Consider the following 17,589-nt stretch of genomic DNA (forward strand, 5'->3'; position numbering starts at 1 on the left):
AATAGCACAGCTGAACGGCAGCCCGGCAAGCGTGGCCTTACCGATCCTCGGGCTCATACAAGCTCAAGCCGCACGCGCCACCTGGAACCGTCCGCATCGATCTGGATCGTAGAACCCCTCAGGAGCCCCAGAGAGAGTCACCCAGGGCATGATCTCTTCCGGATCGAGAATGACTGGGGCGCGGTCGTGAAAGCGCTCCAGCGGGCCTCCAGAGGGCATGGTGAGGATAGTGAAGCTGTCCACCTTGCCATCGTCGGTGGTCTCAGCCTGATCCCAGATCCCGGCGAAGAATACCGGTGCTCCATCCGTCCGACTGAAGCGCCATTTTTCCTTCGCGCCCTTCTCCCCGGTCCACTCATACCAGGCCGACGCGGGGACGACGCACCGGCGTCCAGCGAACGCCCTCTTGAATACCGCTGAGGTTGAAACTGTCTCGCAGCGACCGTTGAAGGTGGTCAGCTTGAACCCGTCGCCCTTGCCCTTCTCGGTGTCCTTGAGGGGCTTCCCTGACCGCCAGAAGGGCACCAGACCCCAGCGCATCTTCTCGATCACCCAGCTGCCTTCGACGAGGCGAGCAGTCAGCTGCCGGGTGGTGGGACGAACGTCGTCATTTGGCTCGATGTTCAGGGGCGGGGTCGAGACATTCGCGAACCTCGACAGCTGATCATGGATGTCACGCCAGGTCAGGTGGCTGGTGTCGAAGCGTCCGCACATGGAGAGAGACTACACCGGGGGCGTCACCTGTCACCCCAGGCATCGTGCAGATGGCATCGCCAGTCCTGCCATCCACCTCAACGTCGGGCCGTCATACAGACATCGGAGAGTGCGCCGTGCGGCCTGCACCAGAAGGTCACCCTGCCTGGGCAGCCCATCCGGCGACATCGAGCCGTTCGACCCCAAAGCACGTAATTGGGGCCACGCTCCCGAGCGACCCGCTTGAGATCCGCCTCGATCCGTAGCTCACACAGGTCGCACTCGGTGTAGACCGGCCAGCGATTGGAGAGGATCACCCCCACCGTTGGACCCGCAAGCCTCCAGTCCTCATCGCTGTAGCGATCTGGATTACGTCGACCCATCAGGCGCGTCGCGGACAACGGGCTCCGGACTTGTCGAGCTGGAGCGCGGCGGCCATGCGCTCGATCTCTCCAGGATACTTGGCCTCGACCTCTCGCAGCAGCGTGCGCAGTCCTGCCCTGCCGTCAGCGCCTTCCACGGCTAGTCCGGCGACCAGCCGCACCAATTCGATGTCCCCGCAGTCCGTCTTCATGTTCCATCTCCTGCGCCAGCCGACGTTTGACCCCTATGACGGGCGCAGCGGGCTGACAAGAACATAGCAGGAACATCGTGTGGATGGCGTCACGCGAGAAGGGTGCAAACACTCATGCGAGCTTGCGCACAATGGCGGCGAACTGCTCGACGGGATCGCAGCCGAGGGCCACGGTTATCTGCCGGAACTCCGCCGGGTCGATCCGCCGCTCGAACCGCTCGTTCTTCGAAACGAACGACTGTGGCCTTCCTAGCCTTGCCGCCAGCGTCGCCTGAGTGATCCCCTTTTCCCGACGCAGGGCGATCAGGTGCGAGACGAACACCCGGTAGTCTGGATCATGGAGGGTCGAAGTCATCGGGAAGCCGCTTGCGAAAGGCGACAACCCGGTTAGAACCCGTTTCGGGATAACCCATAACGGGTTCATGGGGTGCTTAGTGAAAGCGTTGCGTTGTGTGCCGATGGCCGTGCTGATCGGGGCCGGTGGTTGTGTGAGCGAAGCCGAGCAGGCGCGGCGGGATCAAGCCGCGATGATCGAGGTGGCCCAGGCGAGCGTGGCCCAAGAACTGCGCGACCCGTCGTCCGCACAGTTCTCGGATGTCGAGGTGCGTAACGAAAAGGTATGCGGCATTGTCCGGGGCAGGAACGGCTTTGGGGGTTATGGCGAACCGATCAAGTTCGTATCCGTAGTGGGCATCGTCAGCCTGGACCCCGCTGGAAACAGCATCCCCGCATCCATGCAATATATTCAGGAGGTGGAGCAGTGCGCCTTCGACACGGACTATCGCGAATGTAGAGGTGCAACTGGGCTATCGAGCCCGATGGAGCGGTGCCTTTTCGGTTGGCAGATGGCGTCTCCGGGGGAGGTCACCGACCAAGCGGCAGCCCAGGATCTTTGTCGACAGGTTCTAGAACGGCGCTTCAACGAGGACATCCGGCCAGCGACTTTGACGACCGTGTCCGCAACGGCGGATCGAAACGACACGTCCTGGAGCGTGCGGCTGACATGGGAAGCCAGCAGCGACGACTTCAGCGGGCTTAGGTCTACCGGACAATGCCGGATCGGTGACGACGGTTACGCCTTGGTCACCCGTCTCAGGACGGACTGACGCTTTCCCGGAACTCCCGCGACAAAAGCCGAAACCTCAGCGTTTTCAAGCTGGTATTCTTCAATATCGCAATGAGCGACAAGGAGAATACCAGATGCAAAAATATAGTTTGACGACATGGTCGGGCGAGCGGCTCGTCGCGTATGAACCCATAACCGCCCCCACCACTGGCGAAGCCGTCGCCTTCGTCCAAGGGTTGCTGGCGGAGCGGACCAAGGGCGAAACCAACTTCCTCGCCAAGCTGGGCGTCCGATACGTCATCGACCACGGCCATCGTTCACTGGAGGAGCTGACGGTCGGGACGGGAACAACCGTCGGCACTTGGCACATCGTCGAGCATGACGGTGGGACGAAGCTGCTCTGGCAGCCGACGGGCGAAGGGAACTAGGGCCGGGAGCTGCGCGAATACCCCTCATTTGCGCCCGTCAAGGTTGCAGCCCTGTGGATAGTTTTCATTTTCTGTTTCCTATCCATGGGGTTGTGCCGAGTGCATTTGCCAGAACCAGCTCACAAAAAGCCATATATATGGATAGCCGCGTCAGTCGACCGGCAGAATGATCTCCGGCGGCGTTCGACGCGATTACGGAGATCCAACTTGAAAACCCCCGCCACCCTCAACGATCTGATTGCCTTCCAAGCCCCGCACCAAAAGGGTGAGAAAGAACCAGTTGGTGAGTTCCTGAAGCGTCGCTTGATCGCCCATGCGGAAAGCTACGTCGAAGAGCCCCATGTGAGCCCAGCAGCCATTGCGTCGGCCTGCAAGCTGCTGGGAGCTGATCCGATCCAACTCATCCTCGACCAAGAGGAAGAGGTGACGAGTTGGGATGAACCCTTCCGCAGTCACTTCTTCGAGGACGCGAAAGAGTGGTTCGTCAACACCGGCCTGGACGACCTCATGGCGCAACTGGACCAGCACCATGAACGACGACGTGGTCAACAGAAGCTCGTCCAGGCAACGCTCGATGGCAAGGTGCGCATCGCAGGGGACGCGCTCGCTATTCTACGCTGACCACCGCCCCGGAGTTGCTACGCGCTCCTGCTACGCATAGGATCGCGTAGCTGCTCCGGTTGGTCCAAGCCGTTGTTGATATTGCTGGATTTTGGGTCAGGGGTTCGACTCCCCTCGGCTCCACCAGGCGCATTCCCGAAAACGTCAGGGCTTCCGTTAAAGGAAACGATCGGCCCGGGCCGGCGTTGGTTTCGTAACATTCACCGTTACGGAGATGACCATGTCCGCCCTGAGGCTCCTCGCCGCCCTCTCCCTCACCGCCGCCCTCGCCACGCCCGCCATGGCCGATGACGACCGACCGCCGACGGCGGAAGAACGCACCGCCATCGAGGCGAAGCTGCGCGCCGAAGGGTTCGTGCGCTGGGAAGACATCGAGCTCGACGACGGACTTTGGGAAGTGGACGACGCCGTCACCCGCGACGGCCGCGAATATGACCTGAAGCTGCGCCCGGGCACGCTTGAGATCGTGCGGCGCGATCTGGACGACTGATCGCTACTGCTCTTCCTCGAAGCGGCAGCCGACAAGATCGCTGAGGGCGGCGACGGCCTCGACGGCGTCGGGGCCCTCGGCGGTTATGTCGATAGGGCAGCCCTGACCCGCGCCCAGCATCAGAAGGCCCATGATGGAGCGCGCATCCACGGTGACGCCCTCGCGGGTCACCCTGACCTCGGACTGGAAGCCGGAGGCCAGCTTGACGAATTTGGCCGAGGCGCGGGCGTGCAGGCCCCGCGCATTGCAGATGTCGACAGTGACGCTGGCCGTCTCGCTCATTTCTCGCCCGCCAGAACCCAGGACGCCACGGCGATGTATTTGCGGCCCGCATCCTGGGCGTGGGCCACGCAGGCCTCAAGGTCTTCGCGCTGGCGGACGCCGGCCAGCTTTATGAGCATGGGCAGGTTGAGGCCGGCGATCACCTCCGCCCCGGTCTGCTCCATCACCGAAATGGCGAGATTCGACGGGGTTCCGCCGAACATGTCGGTCAGCAGGATGACCCCCTGGCCTTCGTTCACGGCGGCGGCGGCGTCGACAATGTCCTGACGCCGACGCTCCATGTCGTCGTCCGGGCCGATGCAGATGGCCGCGGTTGCCCGCTGGGGCCCGACCACATGCTCCATGGCCGAAAGAAACTCTGTCGCCAGCCCCCCGTGGGTGACGATCACCAGTCCGATCATGCGAATCCGTCCGCGACCGATGATGAGATGCCAGACCTGGCCATGAAACGCCTCATGTGACTCCACGCCCCCGTCGGGCCCCAGGGCCCGCTGTCGCTGGCGCGGGGTTCTCGGCGCCCATCGACCAGAGCGGCTTCAATAGGCCAAAGGACCGGCCTGTCCAAGACTCCTCAACGCGGCGGCGAGCCGCGCGGGAGCCGCGGGCTGCAACGCCTCGATCTCGACCTGCGGCAGCCGGACGCCGGCGAAGGTCTCGAAAGCCGGCTCGGGCAGGCGCTCCGGAGGATGGCCGACACAGCGCGCCACCAGAACCATCCGCGCCATCTCCAGATGAGGGGCGCCCATGACGCCCAGCCCCCGGACCTCCATGCGTCCGGCCAGGGTTTCGGGCGGCCTGGCGTAGAGACGGCCGCCCACGCCCCACACCCGCACATAGTCGTCGGCGACCAGCCGCCAGCCGGCCTGAATGAGCCGCAGGGACAAATCGCTCTTGCCGGCCCCCGACGGCCCGGTCAGCAAGGCGCCCCTCCAGCCGCCCTCCGGTCCGGTTGTCCTGACGGCGACGGCGTTGGCGTGGATCAACTCAGCCGGCGGCGTCATCGGTCTTTGTCCGGGCCGGTTTCACCGGCCTGGCGGGCGCGCCCGCCCGCACCCGCGGCAGGCTGACCACAAAGCGGGCGCCCGTGACCGCGCCCCGGGAATCCAGGCGGTTCTCGGCGTGAATGGCGCCGCCATGGGCCTCGATGATCTGTCGGGCGATGGACAGCCCCAGGCCCGAATTCCCCCCGAAGGCCGCCCCCCTGGGCCGCGAGGTGTAGAATCTCTGGAACACGGTTTCGAGATTCTCGCCGGGTATGCCGGGCCCGTCATCGTCAACCACCACCCGCACCCTGTCGCCTTCGCCGGTCAGGGAAACACGCACACAGCCGCCCGCCGGGCTGAAGGAGCGGGCATTGTCCACGAGATTGCGGAAAACCTGGCCCAGCGGCCCCTCCCGGCCCAGGACCAGGCCGGAGTCCTCGGCGCCATCGATATAGCGCACCGCCACGTCGTCAGGTCTGGCCGTGGTTTCGTAGACGCTGACGATGTCGCCCAGCAATCTGGACAGATTGACCGGCCGCGGCCGGTCTCTGGACAGTTCCGCATCCAGGCGGGAGGCGTTGGAAATATCCGTGATCAGGCGGTCCAGGCGGCTGACGTCCTGTTGCAGCAGGACGGTAAGCCGCGCCTTGTCCTGCGGCGCCTTGACCAGTTCCAGCGTCTCCAGCGCGGAGCGGATGGAGGTCAGCGGGTTCTTGATTTCGTGGCTGACATCGGCGGCGAAGCGTTCGATGGCGTCCATGCGATCGGACAGGGTCGCCGTCATGGTTTCCAGAGACCGCGCCAGATCCCCGATCTCGTCCTTGCGTTCCTCAAGATCGGGCAGGGAGATGGCCCGGGCGCGCTGAAGCCGGACCTGATCGGCGGCCGCCGACAGGCGAAGGATCGGCCGGGCGACGAACAGGTGAATCAACAGGGCGGTCAGCAGGGACACCGCCAGGGCCACAAAGGCGAAAGGCATGAGGGCCCGCCTCTGGGCCGCCAGGGTCTCGTCCACGTCCCCGGCCTCGAGGGTCAGAACGCCGAGCACGTCGCGCACATGGCGCACAGGCAGGGACACCGACACCACCCGCTCCCCGGTCTCGGCGCGCCGGATGCTGGTCTGGGGCTCGCCGCCCAGGGCGCGATCCACTTCGCGGCTCAGGGCCTGGCGGGCCTCCTCGATCCGCACGCCCTCCCGCTCGGGGTCGGCCGGGGCCGGGGGGGGCACGTCCGCGGGCAGGGCGGGTTGCAGGGCCTCTCCCGGAATCTGTTCCGTGACCGTGTAGCTGTCGATGATCAGCAGGCCGTTCTGGTCGTAGAGACGGACCCGCTGCCCCTGGGGGATGAAGTTGTCCCGCAGCCACTGGGATGCGGCGAGCGCGTCCAGATAGGGGCTGGGTTCGCCCTGGGTGATGCCCAGTTCGCCCAGCACATTGGCCAGCAGTTCCGCCTGGGACGTCAGGGAGTCGAGCCGCGCATCGACCAGATTGCGCCGCCATTCGTTCAGGAGCAGGGCGCCCACGAACAGGATGAGCAGGCTCAGCAGATTGAGGGCCAGAATCAATCCGCCGAGGCGCGATCCCGCCAGCTTTCGACGCAGGGCGCTGAAGCGCGGCGCCCAGCCCCTCGACCGATTGTCCGGGGCCCTAGCTTTCTCTGTATCGATATCCGACGCCATACAGGGTCTCGATTGCGTCGAACTCGGGATCGACCACGCGGAACTTCTTTCGCATCCGCTTCACGTGGCTGTCGATGGTGCGGTCATCCACATAGACCTGATCGTCGTAGGCGGCGTCCATGAGGTTGTCCCGGCTCTTCACGAAGCCCGGCCGCTGGGCCAGGGCCTGAAGCAGGAGGAACTCGGTCACCGTCAGCTTCACCGGCCGACCTTCCCAGGTGCACTCGTGACGGGCCGGGTCCATGCTCAGCTTGCCGCGCTTTATGGCGCGTCCGGCCACGTCGCCGGGGCTGTCCGCCTCCAGACTCTCGGCGCCGGAGCGTCGCAGCAGAGCCTTCACCCGTTCGATCAGCAGGCGCTGGCTGAACGGCTTGTGGATGTAATCGTCGGCGCCCAGGTTGAAACCCAGGATCTCGTCGATCTCCTCGTCCTTGGAGGTCAGGATGATGACCGGCAGGGCGGAGGTCTGGCGCAGACGACGCAGCACCTCCATGCCGTCCATGCGGGGCATCTTCACATCCAGGATGGCCAGATCGGGCGGGCTGGATTCGAGGGCCTCGAGGCCCGAGGCGCCGTCGTGATAGGCGGTCACCTTGTGGCCGTGGCTTTCCAGCGCCATCGAAACGGACGCGACGATGTTCTCGTCGTCATCGACCAGGGTGATGTTGGCCATGATGTCTCCTCATGCGGCCCGAAGTCCGCGTACATAATCACAGATAGTGCGGCGCGGCGAAACTTGACACCCCTGAACGCCCGACAAGCGTAACCGTTCTCGAGCAGATTTCCCTGTTTCATCGTCGCCGTTTCACGCCACCTTAAAGGCTGGGCGGCATGATGGCGATGAAACGCATTTTTCGAGGCTGGAATGGCCGGACCCGTCCACTACGAGATTTATACCCGCAAGTCGCTCCAGGACTCCTGGGCGCTGTTGCAGGCGACGGAGAACCGGAAGCAGGCGGTGGAGACGGCCGAAGACACGATCGCGGACAAGCGCGCCGTCGCCGTGCGCGTGACCAAGGAGACCCTGGACCCGGAAACCATGGAGTTCCAGAGCATCACGATCCTGTCCCTGGGCGCCCCCGAGGTGAAACAGAGGCGCATCGTGAGGCAGGACGAGCAGACCTCCAGTTGTCTGACGCCGCAGGATCTCTATGCGCCTCACGCCAGGGAGGTGATCGGCCGGGTTCTGGAGGACTGGCTGGCGCGTCATCAGGCGACCCCCTTCGAATTGCTGCACAGGCCGGATCTGGCCGAGGTGCTCGAAGCCTCCGGGGTCGAGCTTCTGCACGCGGTGCAGAAGGTTTCGGTTCCCGAGAGCCAGGCCACCGGCCTGTCGGTACACGACCTGATCCGGCACTATCAGAAGCTGGCGCAGGCGGCGACGGAACGCGTCATCGACGCGGGACGGAAAGGGCGCTTCGCCGATCTGGGCCCCGACGGCGCCGGCGTATGCGCCCTGGCCGAGACGCTGCAGGGCGACCCTGACCGGGGCTTCCTCATGGGCGGCGCGGTCTGCGGCGCGCTGAAGGGGGCCAGAGGCGGCCGCGCGCGGCTGGACCGCATGATGGATCTGCTGGACGCCGCGCCCGCCGAAGGCCCGCCCCGCGCCATGGTGCTGGTCGCCGTGGAGCAGATCCTGTGCGAACTGTTCGCCGCCACGGCGCGGCGCGCGGAAATTCTGGGGCCCTCGCTGGACCTGGGCGGCAATCTCGCCGCCATCGTGCGCATGGTGGCGCCGAACGAGATGGAGGCGCTGATCCGGATAGAGCCGCGTCTGGCAGCCGATGTTCCCCCCGTCGACGGCCCGGCCCGGCGGCTGGCGGAACGACTGGCGGCGGGCGAGTTCCGACTGCTGGCCGCAGCCATGGCCCGCGAGGTGATCCGCGAGCTGAAGGGGTCGCGGCGGTTGCGGCCGGGCGACGCCGCCGGCGAGATCGACATCCTCAGGACCTTGGCCATGGCCCTGACGGCCACCACCGGCCGCCTGCTCTCGCTGGAAGAGGTTCAGGACGCCTTCGTGCAGCGCTCCAGAACCCTCGTCACGGCGGATTTTGTGGGGGCCTACACCGCGGGCGCGCCCTCGCCGCTGGATGAGGCGGCGGCCCTGGTGAGGCTGTGCGAGAATGTGACCGGGGCCGCGAACAAGCGGGCGGCGGCCCGCTGGCTGTCGGCATGCGTCGGCGCTCTCAGGTTCGAAACCGAGCTGTCAGGCGGTCCGGCCAGCCAGGCGGCCTCGCGTCTGGCGGCCCTGGCCGCCCTTCATAAAGAGGTCTGCGCGGCGGCCCTGGGGGAGCCCGACGAGCGTGAGATCAGTCAGCGGATCGGCCTGACGGCCGACCGGGTGGAGAGGGACGCCCGGCTGATCGCACAACTCGTCCGTTCCCCGGCGTCGCCCGTGCGGAAGCTGTCCGTGCTTCTCAGACTGGCCAGCGGGGACACGGCGCCGCCGGGCCCTGTCGCCGAAAGAGCCCGGGCCGAGGCCATACGCCTGTTCAAGGCCCCGGACGTGCGGGCGGCGCTGTCAGCCGAGCCGGGCGCCCTGGCGCCGTTGCATCCCCTGATGAAGGCGGCCGGGCTGGCCGCGTGATCAAGTCGGGCCCTGTCAGCAGGCCTGCCCCGCGCACCAGCCCGACGACCAGGCCCACTGGAAATTATAGCCGCCCAGCCAGCCGGTGACGTCCACCGCCTCGCCGATGAAATAGAGGCCCGGCACGGCCTTCACCGCCATGGTGCGCTGATCCAGGGCGGCGGTGTCGATCCCGCCCAGGGTGACCTCGGCGGTGCGATAGCCCTCGGAGCCCACCGGCTTGACGGACCAGGCGTTGACCGCCTCGTCCAGCTGCTTCAGCGTCCTGTCGGACTGGTCAGCCAGATTGCCCGCGACGCCTGCCCGCAGGGCGATGCTTTCGGCCAGGCGGGCGGGGATATGGCGCCCCAGTGCGGTATGGACCGCCTGGCGCCCGTTTTCGGCGCGCGACGCCTTGAGCGCCTCGAACACCGAGGACCCCGGAGCCATATCGATGGTGATGGCGTCGCCTTCGCGCCAGTACGAACTGATCTGAAGGATGGAGGGGCCGGACAGGCCCCGGTGGGTGAACAGCAGCCCTTCGGCGAAACGGGTACGGCCGTGGGCCACCACCGCATCCACGGAGATGCCCGCCAGAGGTTTCAATTGTTCCAGCAGGCCCGGTTCGAAGGTCAACGGGACCAGCGCAGGCCGCGTCGGGACCACCCGAACCCCGAACTGCGCCGCCAGATCATAGGCCCAGCCGGTGGCGCCCATCTTCGGGATCGACTTGCCGCCCGTCGCCGCCACCAGAGATGTGGCCCGCACGGTGCGGCCGTCAGACAGGCGGCAAAGGAAACCGTCTTCGCCGCCTTCCACGGTCTCAACGCCGGTGTTCAGGCGCAGGACCGCGTCCGCCTGGCGCATCTCCGCCGTCAGCATGGCGATGATCTGTTTCGCGCTGTCGTCGCAGAACAGCTGGCCCAGCGTCTTCTCGTGCCACGCAATCCCGTGACGGTTCATCAGGGCGATGAAGTCGTGCTGGGTGTAGCGCCGCAAGGCCGAGGTGGCGAAGCGGGGGTTCTCCGACAGGAAATTGGCCGGACCGGTCCCCAGGTTGGTGAAGTTGCAGCGCCCGCCGCCGGAGATGCGGATCTTCTCACCTGGTGCGGCGGCGTGATCCGCCACGAGCACACGACGGCCGCGCTTGCCCGCCTCTATGGCGCACATCATGCCCGCGGCGCCGGCGCCGACGATCAGGACATCGAATTCTTCCGTCTTCATCCGCGCCCTATAGCAGGGCGGGACCTATTTGCGACGCTCGGCCTCGGCCTCGAACTGATCGTGAGTCTTGTTGTCGTAGCGATCCGGGTGGTCGTATTCTTCCTTCGTCGCAGCCTCGGTGACGGGGTCCACCCGCTTGTTGCGGTTATGGTTTCGCCACAGCATCACGGCCAGTAGGACGCCCAGCGCCAGGGCGCCCAGCGGATAGATCAGTTCCCATGCCAGCATGTCGGTCTCCTTTCAGGGTCTGAAAGGGCAACGGACGGCGCAAGCCCCTGTTCCGTCAACGGGGTTTGAGATCATCCCGCGCGGGCGCCGGCTTTTCGCGGCCCGCCCGTTCGTGCGCTTCCTTGTGGTCCTGATGGGTGAAACCCTCGACCCCGGCCATGGGGCTGGCGTCCCGCTCGATCTCCACCGGGCTGAGCACATAGGCGGTCAGCAGCTCGGCCAGCGAGCGCAGGGCGTGCACATGGATGCGCTCGTAGCCGTGGCTGGCGTCGACGCCGAAGGTGACCAGGGCGGTGCGGATGTCGGCGCCCGCCTCAAGCGCCGAGGCGGAATCCGAGCGGTAGTAGCGGAACACGTCCTTCTGGAAACGGATGTCCTCCTCCCGCGCCAGCTTCACCAGCTTGCGGGTCAGATGGAAGTCGAAGGGACCGGTCTGGTCGGCCATGGCGATGGTGACGCCGAACTCGTCGGAGTTCTGGCCCGGCGCGGTGGTGCCGTTGTCCACGGTGATCATGGAGGCCACGTCGGGCACCAGCACCGACGAGGCCCCGGAGCCCACCTCCTCGGCGATGGTGAACAGCCAGTAGGTGTCCACCGTGGGGATTTGGGCATCCTCCATGATGGCCTTCATGGCCGCCAGCATGGTGGCCACGCCCGCTTTGTCGTCCAGATGGCGAGAGACGATGAAGCCATTGTCCAGGAACTCGGGCTGGGGGTCGATGCCGATGATGTCGCCCACGTCGATGCCCAGCTTGAGCACGTCGTGGCGATTTCTCACCCGCGCGTCGATACGCATCTCCACCTGACGCCAGCTGACGGGCTGGGTGTCCACCTCCTCGTTGAAGGTGTGGCCCGAGGCCTTGAGCGGCAGGATGGTGCCGCGCCAGCCGCCCTTTTCCGAAAACACCGTGCCGCGCGCGCCCTCGGCGAAGCGCGAGGACCAGTGGCCGATGGGCACGACCTCGAGCCGGCCATTGTCCTTCACCGCCTTCACCTGGGCGCCGAGGGTGTCCACGTGAGCCACCACGGCGCGGGCCGGGCGGGGCTCCTGGCCCGGAATGCGGGCGCGGATGGCGCCGCGGCGCGTCAGCTCATAGTCCACCCCCAGCCGACCAAGCTCGCGGCACACCTCCCAGACCACCTCGTCGGTGTAGCCGGTGGGGCTGGCGATCCCCAGCAGACGCTCGAGACGGGCGGTGAGGTATTCGGTGTCGATGGTCAGGCGGGCCAGGGGAAGCCTCCGTTCAGTGGTCTTTCGGCGCCCGCGCGACCCGGGCGGCCGCAGCGGGCATGGACAGGGGAAACAGCAGGTCCACGAAGCGTTCGGCCGTAGGCTGCGGCTCATGATTGGCCAGACCGGGGCGCTCATTGGCCTCGATGAAGGCATAGTCCGCTTCGCGCCAGGATTTCACCATCAGATCGATGCCGGTGACCGAAATGTCGATGGCCCGCGCCGACGCCGTGGCGGCGCGGATCAGGGCGGGGTGAACCTCTTCGGTCACGTCGTGGATGGTGCCGCCGGTGTGCAGATTGGCGGCCTTGCGGACCTCCACCTCCAACCCTTCGGGGGCGGTGTCATCGAGCTGATAGCCGGCCTCGGCCAGACAGCGCTTCGTCTCGCCGTCCAGGGGGATGCGGGATTCCCCGCCGGTGGCGGCGGCGCGACGGCGGCTCTGGCGCTCGATCAGGGCGCGGAAGGTGGAGCGGCCGTCGCCCACCACCCGGGGCGGCCGGCGGATGGCGGCGGCCACCACCTTGAAGTCGATCACCACCAGCCGCAGGTCCTCACCCTCCACATGCTGTTCGATCAGCACCTCGGGGCAGATTTTCCGCGCGGCCGCGATAGCCTTGTCGACAGCGTCCGTGCCCTTCAGGCCCACGGCCACGCCCTTGCCCTGCTCCCCGCGCGCGGGCTTGACCACCAGGGCGCCGTGGCGCTCCAGCGCCGCCCGGATCGCCCCCGGATCATCGGCGTCGATGCGTTCGGGGACCACGACCCCCGCCTGCTCGACGATGCGGCGGGTCATGCGCTTGTCGTCGCAGATGCTGAGCGCCACCGCAGAGGTGAGCTCGGACAAGCTCTCGCGGCAGCGGATCGAGCGGCCGCCGTGGGTCAGGCGGAACAGGCCGCCCTCCGCGTCGATGATGTCGGTCTGGATGCCGCGCCGGCGCGCCTCGTCGACGATGATGCGGGCGTAGGGGTTCAGCGCCTCGTCGGCGGCCGGGCCGGTGAAGAGGGACTCATTGATGGGGTTCTTGCGCTTGATCCCGAAGAAGGAGACCCGGCGAAAGCCCAGTTTCTCGTACAGGGCGATGGCCTGCTCGTTGTCGTGCATGACCGACAGGTCCATGTAGGCCAGCCCGCGCGCCTGGAAATGCTCGGCCAGCCGCCGCACCAGGGCCTCGCCGATGCCCGGCTGGGTCGCCTGGGGGTCCACCGCCAGACACCACAGGGACGAGCCGTTCTCCGGATCGTTGAAGGCGCGCTGGTGGTTCACGCCCGTGACCGTGCCCATGACCTGACCGCTCGCGCTGTCCTCGGCCACCAGATAGGTCAGGGCCGAGCCCTCGCGCTGGGACCACATGAAGTCGGGGCGGGCCTGAACCATCTTGCGCGCCGCATAGATGCGGTTGATGGCCTCGGCGTCGCCCTGGGAGGCCAGACGGCGCACGGTGAAGCCGCGCGGTTGGCGGCGGGCGGCCCGGTACACCGACAGGTCCAGCCGGTAGGTGTGGGACGGGTCGAGGAACACCTCCTGCGGCGCATGGGCCAGCAGGACGTGGGGATTGCGCACATAGAAGGCGATGTCGCGCCGGTCCGGCCCCTCGGCGCGCAGGGCCTCGATCAGGGGCCCGGCCTCGGGATAGGTCTGGGCGAACAGCAACCGGCCCCAGCCGCAGTCCAGAATGGCGTTCTCGGTGATGGCCGGGCCGTCCTGCCCGCCCACCACCGGCTTCAGGCCTTCATCTCGAAGGCGCTTGAGGCGGTGCCCCTTGAAGCGCGGCCGGGAGTCAGACGCCATGGTTCTGCAGCCACATTTCCAGCAGGGCGACCTGCCACAGCTCGGAGCCCTGCAGCGGGGTGATGTGGTCGGTGGGCTTGTCGAACAGCTGGTCCAGATAGCCCTGCTGGAACAGGCCGCGTTCGCGGGCCGCCTGCGAGCCCAGGGCGTCGCGGACCATGTCCAGATAGGGGCCCTGAATGTACTTCAGCGCGGGCACGGGGAAATAGCCCTTCTTGCGGTCGATCACCTCGTGCGGGACCACCAGACGCGCGGCCTCCTTCAGCACGCCCTTGCCGTTCTGGCTCAGCTTGTGCTCGGGAGGAATGCGGGCGGCCAGCTCGACCAGCTCGTGATCCAGGAACGGCACCCGCGCCTCCAGACCGAAGGCCATGGTCATGTTGTCCACGCGCTTGACCGGGTCGTCCACCAGCATGACCTGGCTGTCCAGCCGCAGGGCCTGATCCACCGGCGTCTCGGCCCCGGCGCGGGCGAAATGCTCCGCCACCAGCGCGCGGCTGACGTCCGTGTCCGCCATCCACTCGGGATTCAGGTGAGTCTTCAGTTTGTCGTGGCTGCGGTCGAAGAAGGCCCGGGCGTAGGTGTCGACCGGGTCGGCCGAGCCCTGCATGGGCGGGTACCAGTGATAGCCGCCGAACACCTCGTCGGCGCCCTGGCCGGACTGGACCACCTTGATGTGCTTCGAGACTTCCTGACTGAGCAGATAGAAACCCACATTGTCGTAGCTGACCATGGGCTCGGACATGGCGCCGATGGTCCCCGGCAGGGCGTCCAGCAGCCGGTCGTGGGGCACGAAGATCTTGTGGTGCCTGGTGCCGAAATGCTTGGCGATCAGGTCGGAATAGACGAACTCGTCGCCCTTCTCGCCGTGGGCCTCCTCGAAGCCGACGGAGAAGGTCATCAGGTCCTTCTGGCCCATTTCCGCCAGCAGGCCGACGATGACGCTGGAATCCACCCCGCCCGACAGCAGCACGCCCACCGGCACGTCCGCCACCATGCGGCGCTCCACGGCGGTGCGCAGGCTGTCCAGCACCAGATCGCGCCATTCCTCTGCGGAGCGTTCGGCGTCGCCGGCGCCGCGCTCCAGCACCGGGGTCCAGTACAGGCGGTCCTTCGACGTACCGTCCGGCTCGATCACCCGGATGGTGGCCGGCGGGAATTTGGTCACGCCCTTGATGATGGTGTGCGGCGGCGGCACCACCGCGTGGAAGGTCATGTAATGGTGCAGGCCCACCGGATCGATGGTGGTGTCCACGTCGCCTGCGGCGAGCAGGGCCGGCAAGGTGGACGCGAAGCGCAGGCGCTTGCCCTTTTCCGCCAGATACAGCGGCTTGATGCCGAAGCGGTCGCGGGCGATCACCACCCGGCCGGTGTCGCGCTCGTGGATGACGAAGGCGAACATGCCCTTGAAGCGGTCCACGCATTCGATGCCCCACTGACGCCAGGCCTTGAGGATGACCTCGGTGTCGCCGTGCGAGAAGAACCGGTGGCCCGCGGCCTCCAGCTCGCCCCGCAGTTCGGGGTAGTTGTAGATGCAGCCGTTGAAGGCGATGGACAGGCCGAGGTCGGAATCGACCATGGGCTGCTGCGCCTTTTCGGACAGGTCGATGATCTTCAGACGGCGGTGGCCGAGGCCCACATTGCCGCGCAGGACCACGCCAGATCCGTCAGGCCCGCGCGGGGCCAAGGCGTCGCACATGCGCTGCAGGGCGCCGGCGTCAGCGGGCTTGCCGTCGAAATTGATCTCGCCATTCAGGCCGCACATGGGCACCCCCCGGAAGTCGTCTTGCAATGTGGAAACAGTGTGCACAAATAGTTCGCACACAAAGGATTTCAACCCGCATGGTCAAGCTGACCGACACGCCGCAGAATTCCCGCAATGCTGACCCCAACGCGGCTGTGCTGAAATCGATGCGCCGCATCGCCCAGGCCATCGAGGTGCGGTCGCGCGAAATCGCCCGCACCAGCGGCCTGACCATCCCCCAATTGATCGTCATGCAGTCGATCAGGAAGCTGGGACAGGTGACGACGCAGGCGGTCTCCAGGGAGGCGTCGATGTCGCCCGCCACGGTGGTGGCGGTGATGGACAAGCTGGAAGCCAAGGGGCTGATCGAGCGCTATCGCTCGGAGGTGGACCGGCGGGTGGTGCACACCCGCCTGACGCCGGGGGGCCAGACCGCGCTGGGTCAGGCGCCGGGGCTGTTGAGCCGGGGATTCGAGGACGCCTTCGCCGCCCTGCCGGCGGACCGGCGCGACGTGCTGCTGGACGCCATGGCCGAGCTCGCCGACATGATGACCGCCCACATGGCGACGCCGCGGACAGACTGAAGCGGAATGCAACAACGCCCGCGCTCCGGTGAGGGAGAGCGGGCGTCGGGGCGACCGGCCTTCGGGGAGGACAAAGGACCGGTTCCGGCGCCGCCCGCGCGCCTTGGGAGAGGACAATGCGCGGGCGGGTTTCGGGAAAAAGAATCAGCGGATGACGCGGGCGCCCTTGCCCTTCATCACCGCCTCGACCTCGGCGGCCTTGACCATGGACGTGTCGCCGGGCGTGGTCATGGCCAGGGCCCCGTGGGCCGCGCCGTAGTCCACCGCCGCCTGGGGGCCCTTGCCCTCCATGAAGCCGTAGGCGAGCCCGGAGGCGAAGCCGTCGCCGCCGCCGACGCGGTCATAGATCTCCAGATCCTCGCGCATCATGGATTCATAGAACTGGCCGCCCGCATAGATGATGGCGGACCAGTCATTGACGCTGGCGGTCTTGGCGTTGCGCAGGGTGGTGGCGGCCACCTTGAAGTTGGGGAATTCCTTCACTGCGGTCTGGATCATCTTCTTGAAGTTGGCCGGGTCGATGGAGGAGATGTGCTCGTCCAGACCCTCGACCTCGAAGCCGAGGCAGGCGGTGAAGTCCTCCTCGTTGCCGATCATGACATCGACGTACTGGGCGATGTTGCGGTTGATCTTCTGCGCCCCTTCCTTGCCGCCCTGGGACTTCCACAGGGAAGGGCGGTAGTTCAGGTCGTAGGAGACGATGGTCCCGTGTTTGCGGGCGACCTCGACCGCCTCGATCACCGCCTCGGCGGTGTTGGAGCCGAGGGCCGCGAAGATGCCGCCGGTGTGGAACCAGCGCACGCCTTCCTCGCCGAACAGCTTTTCCCAGTTCACTTCGCCGGGGCGGATCTGCGAGGCCGCCGAATGGCCCCGGTCCGAACAGCCCAGAGCCGGGCGGACGCCGAAGCCCTTTTCGGTGAAGTTCAGGCCGACGCGGGTGTTGCGGCCAAGGCCGTCGAACTCGCGCCAGACCACGTGGCTCATATCCACGCCGCCCTGCATGATGCAGTCCTCGACCAGCCAGCCCAGGTCGTTGACCGGCAGGGCGGTCACGACGGTGGAGCGCTTGCCCCAGCATTTGCGCATGGCGCGGGCCACATTGTACTCGCCCCCGCCCTCCCACACCTGGAAGGTGCGGGCGTTGCGCACGCGGCCGAAGCCGGGATCGAAGCGCAGCATGACCTCGCCGAACGACGCGCAGTCCCAGCGCGTCTCGCTGGCGGGGCGGATGTTCAGGATGTTGTCGGCCACGGCGTTTTCCCTCGTGTTTCGGGCCCGGCCGTTCGGAGGCGACAGGCGCGCCGGGCGGCGCCCATCGGGTGCATTCAGCACAGGCCTGGTTCGGAGTCTTCAACCGTCCCTGCGAAGCCGCCGTTCGAGCGGGGCTCTCGTTGAGCGTAGAAAA

The 17,589-nt window shown here is 66.7% G+C and carries 20 protein-coding genes; 6 read left to right on the forward strand and 14 right to left on the reverse strand.

Annotated elements, in window-relative coordinates; genetic code table 11:
* Nucleotides 1-63 precede the first annotated feature (63 nt).
* From ACK4FB_RS00220 to ACK4FB_RS00230, 3 genes are all read right to left on the reverse strand, one after another.
* A complete protein-coding gene (locus ACK4FB_RS00220; protein ID WP_409746460.1) occupies nt 64-714 on the reverse strand; it encodes an SOS response-associated peptidase in 651 nt (216 codons plus the stop codon).
* A gap of 361 nt (nt 715-1,075) precedes the next feature.
* Nucleotides 1,076-1,267, reverse strand: coding sequence for a hypothetical protein (locus ACK4FB_RS00225; protein WP_409746462.1), 192 nt, complete (start codon nt 1,265-1,267; stop codon nt 1,076-1,078).
* Between the two features lie 112 nt (nt 1,268-1,379).
* The gene (locus ACK4FB_RS00230) at nt 1,380-1,622 is read right to left on the reverse strand and encodes a helix-turn-helix domain-containing protein (RefSeq protein WP_409746464.1); all 243 of its coding nucleotides are present in this window, start codon (nt 1,620-1,622) and stop codon (nt 1,380-1,382) included.
* Between the two features lie 103 nt (nt 1,623-1,725).
* Between ACK4FB_RS00230 and ACK4FB_RS00235 the strand changes: the two genes are divergently transcribed.
* The 4 genes from ACK4FB_RS00235 to ACK4FB_RS00250 all read left to right on the forward strand — a co-directional run bounded on the left by ACK4FB_RS00235 (nt 1,726) and on the right by ACK4FB_RS00250 (nt 3,872).
* The gene (locus ACK4FB_RS00235; RefSeq protein ID WP_409746466.1) at nt 1,726-2,373 is read left to right on the forward strand and encodes a hypothetical protein; all 648 of its coding nucleotides are present in this window, start codon (nt 1,726-1,728) and stop codon (nt 2,371-2,373) included.
* Between the two features lie 94 nt (nt 2,374-2,467).
* A complete protein-coding gene (locus ACK4FB_RS00240) occupies nt 2,468-2,761 on the forward strand; it encodes a hypothetical protein (RefSeq protein ID WP_409746468.1) in 294 nt (97 codons plus the stop codon).
* A gap of 207 nt (nt 2,762-2,968) precedes the next feature.
* A complete protein-coding gene (locus ACK4FB_RS00245) occupies nt 2,969-3,382 on the forward strand; it encodes a hypothetical protein (protein ID WP_409746470.1) in 414 nt (137 codons plus the stop codon).
* 220 nt (nt 3,383-3,602) lie between these two features.
* Complete coding sequence (locus ACK4FB_RS00250; RefSeq protein ID WP_409746472.1) at nt 3,603-3,872, forward strand: PepSY domain-containing protein; 270 nt, start codon at nt 3,603-3,605, stop codon at nt 3,870-3,872.
* Nucleotides 3,873-3,875: 3 nt separating this feature from the next.
* Here ACK4FB_RS00250 and ACK4FB_RS00255 read toward each other — a convergent pair whose 3' ends face one another.
* The 5 genes from ACK4FB_RS00255 to ACK4FB_RS00275 all read right to left on the reverse strand — a co-directional run bounded on the left by ACK4FB_RS00255 (nt 3,876) and on the right by ACK4FB_RS00275 (nt 7,488).
* Nucleotides 3,876-4,154 carry an HPr family phosphocarrier protein gene (locus ACK4FB_RS00255; protein WP_409746474.1) on the reverse strand — a complete coding sequence of 93 codons (279 nt, stop codon included), beginning with the start codon at nt 4,152-4,154 and terminating at the stop codon, nt 3,876-3,878.
* The gene (locus ACK4FB_RS00260) at nt 4,151-4,555 is read right to left on the reverse strand and encodes a PTS sugar transporter subunit IIA (protein ID WP_409746476.1); all 405 of its coding nucleotides are present in this window, start codon (nt 4,553-4,555) and stop codon (nt 4,151-4,153) included. The genes ACK4FB_RS00255 and ACK4FB_RS00260 overlap by 4 nt, the downstream gene beginning before the upstream one ends.
* 135 nt (nt 4,556-4,690) lie before the next feature.
* Complete coding sequence (locus ACK4FB_RS00265) at nt 4,691-5,155, reverse strand: HPr kinase/phosphorylase (protein WP_409746478.1); 465 nt, start codon at nt 5,153-5,155, stop codon at nt 4,691-4,693.
* Complete coding sequence (locus tag ACK4FB_RS00270) at nt 5,139-6,815, reverse strand: ATP-binding protein (RefSeq protein WP_409746480.1); 1,677 nt, start codon at nt 6,813-6,815, stop codon at nt 5,139-5,141. Before ACK4FB_RS00270 ends, ACK4FB_RS00265 begins: the two co-directional genes overlap by 17 nt.
* The gene (locus ACK4FB_RS00275) at nt 6,784-7,488 is read right to left on the reverse strand and encodes a response regulator transcription factor (RefSeq protein WP_409746482.1); all 705 of its coding nucleotides are present in this window, start codon (nt 7,486-7,488) and stop codon (nt 6,784-6,786) included. Before ACK4FB_RS00275 ends, ACK4FB_RS00270 begins: the two co-directional genes overlap by 32 nt.
* Nucleotides 7,489-7,680: 192 nt before the next feature.
* Between ACK4FB_RS00275 and ACK4FB_RS00280 the strand changes: the two genes are divergently transcribed.
* A complete protein-coding gene (locus ACK4FB_RS00280) occupies nt 7,681-9,402 on the forward strand; it encodes a hypothetical protein (RefSeq protein ID WP_409746484.1) in 1,722 nt (573 codons plus the stop codon).
* 15 nt (nt 9,403-9,417) lie between these two features.
* Here ACK4FB_RS00280 and ACK4FB_RS00285 read toward each other — a convergent pair whose 3' ends face one another.
* From ACK4FB_RS00285 to ACK4FB_RS00305, 5 genes are read right to left on the reverse strand one after another with little or no spacing between them, the layout of a single operon-like run.
* Nucleotides 9,418-10,605, reverse strand: a complete 1,188-nt coding sequence (locus ACK4FB_RS00285) for an NAD(P)/FAD-dependent oxidoreductase (protein WP_409746486.1) — start codon at nt 10,603-10,605, stop codon at nt 9,418-9,420.
* Nucleotides 10,606-10,629: 24 nt separating this feature from the next.
* Complete coding sequence (locus tag ACK4FB_RS00290) at nt 10,630-10,833, reverse strand: hypothetical protein (protein WP_409746488.1); 204 nt, start codon at nt 10,831-10,833, stop codon at nt 10,630-10,632.
* Nucleotides 10,834-10,888: 55 nt separating this feature from the next.
* A complete protein-coding gene (locus tag ACK4FB_RS00295; RefSeq protein WP_409746490.1) occupies nt 10,889-12,178 on the reverse strand; it encodes an osmoprotectant NAGGN system M42 family peptidase in 1,290 nt (429 codons plus the stop codon).
* Nucleotides 12,078-13,856, reverse strand: coding sequence for an N-acetylglutaminylglutamine synthetase (ngg, locus tag ACK4FB_RS00300; protein WP_409746492.1), 1,779 nt, complete (start codon nt 13,854-13,856; stop codon nt 12,078-12,080). The genes ACK4FB_RS00295 and ngg overlap by 101 nt, the downstream gene beginning before the upstream one ends.
* The gene (locus ACK4FB_RS00305) at nt 13,846-15,621 is read right to left on the reverse strand and encodes an N-acetylglutaminylglutamine amidotransferase (protein ID WP_409746494.1); all 1,776 of its coding nucleotides are present in this window, start codon (nt 15,619-15,621) and stop codon (nt 13,846-13,848) included. The genes ngg and ACK4FB_RS00305 overlap by 11 nt, the downstream gene beginning before the upstream one ends.
* Nucleotides 15,622-15,698: 77 nt before the next feature.
* Here ACK4FB_RS00305 and ACK4FB_RS00310 point away from each other — a divergent pair, with 77 nt between their 5' ends.
* On the forward strand, nt 15,699-16,184 hold the full coding sequence (locus tag ACK4FB_RS00310) for a MarR family winged helix-turn-helix transcriptional regulator (protein ID WP_409746496.1): 486 nt from the start codon (nt 15,699-15,701) through the stop codon (nt 16,182-16,184).
* 144 nt (nt 16,185-16,328) lie between these two features.
* Here the strand turns inward: ACK4FB_RS00310 and ACK4FB_RS00315 are convergent, their stop codons facing one another.
* On the reverse strand, nt 16,329-17,435 hold the full coding sequence (locus tag ACK4FB_RS00315; RefSeq protein ID WP_292106283.1) for a sugar kinase: 1,107 nt from the start codon (nt 17,433-17,435) through the stop codon (nt 16,329-16,331).
* Nucleotides 17,436-17,589: the final 154 nt, after the last annotated feature.

Source organism: Brevundimonas sp., from assembly GCF_046299535.1.
GTDB lineage: Bacteria > Pseudomonadota > Alphaproteobacteria > Caulobacterales > Caulobacteraceae > Brevundimonas.

Bases quoted from the DNA above. Each gene is read 5' to 3' on its own strand.
- ACK4FB_RS00295 (WP_409746490.1), bottom strand. From the start codon at position 12,178: ATGAGCCGCAGCCTACGGCCGAACGCTTCGTGGACCTGCTGTTTCCCC.
- ACK4FB_RS00290 (WP_409746488.1), bottom strand. From the start codon at position 10,833: ATGCTGGCATGGGAACTGATCTATCCGCTGGGCGCCCTGGCGCTGGGC.
- ACK4FB_RS00275 (WP_409746482.1), bottom strand. From the start codon at position 7,488: ATGGCCAACATCACCCTGGTCGATGACGACGAGAACATCGTCGCGTCC.
- ACK4FB_RS00255 (WP_409746474.1), bottom strand. From the start codon at position 4,154: ATGAGCGAGACGGCCAGCGTCACTGTCGACATCTGCAATGCGCGGGGC.
- ACK4FB_RS00250 (WP_409746472.1), top strand. From the start codon at position 3,603: ATGTCCGCCCTGAGGCTCCTCGCCGCCCTCTCCCTCACCGCCGCCCTC.
- ACK4FB_RS00280 (WP_409746484.1), top strand. From the start codon at position 7,681: ATGGCCGGACCCGTCCACTACGAGATTTATACCCGCAAGTCGCTCCAG.
- ACK4FB_RS00235 (WP_409746466.1), top strand. From the start codon at position 1,726: ATGGCCGTGCTGATCGGGGCCGGTGGTTGTGTGAGCGAAGCCGAGCAG.
- ACK4FB_RS00305 (WP_409746494.1), bottom strand. From the start codon at position 15,621: ATGTGCGGCCTGAATGGCGAGATCAATTTCGACGGCAAGCCCGCTGAC.
- ACK4FB_RS00225 (WP_409746462.1), bottom strand. From the start codon at position 1,267: ATGAAGACGGACTGCGGGGACATCGAATTGGTGCGGCTGGTCGCCGGA.
- ACK4FB_RS00230 (WP_409746464.1), bottom strand. From the start codon at position 1,622: ATGACTTCGACCCTCCATGATCCAGACTACCGGGTGTTCGTCTCGCAC.
- ACK4FB_RS00220 (WP_409746460.1), bottom strand. From the start codon at position 714: ATGTGCGGACGCTTCGACACCAGCCACCTGACCTGGCGTGACATCCAT.
- ACK4FB_RS00270 (WP_409746480.1), bottom strand. From the start codon at position 6,815: ATGGCGTCGGATATCGATACAGAGAAAGCTAGGGCCCCGGACAATCGG.
- ACK4FB_RS00265 (WP_409746478.1), bottom strand. From the start codon at position 5,155: ATGACGCCGCCGGCTGAGTTGATCCACGCCAACGCCGTCGCCGTCAGG.
- ACK4FB_RS00260 (WP_409746476.1), bottom strand. From the start codon at position 4,555: ATGATCGGACTGGTGATCGTCACCCACGGGGGGCTGGCGACAGAGTTT.
- ACK4FB_RS00240 (WP_409746468.1), top strand. From the start codon at position 2,468: ATGCAAAAATATAGTTTGACGACATGGTCGGGCGAGCGGCTCGTCGCG.
- ACK4FB_RS00285 (WP_409746486.1), bottom strand. From the start codon at position 10,605: ATGAAGACGGAAGAATTCGATGTCCTGATCGTCGGCGCCGGCGCCGCG.
- ngg (WP_409746492.1), bottom strand. From the start codon at position 13,856: ATGGCGTCTGACTCCCGGCCGCGCTTCAAGGGGCACCGCCTCAAGCGC.
- ACK4FB_RS00310 (WP_409746496.1), top strand. From the start codon at position 15,699: ATGGTCAAGCTGACCGACACGCCGCAGAATTCCCGCAATGCTGACCCC.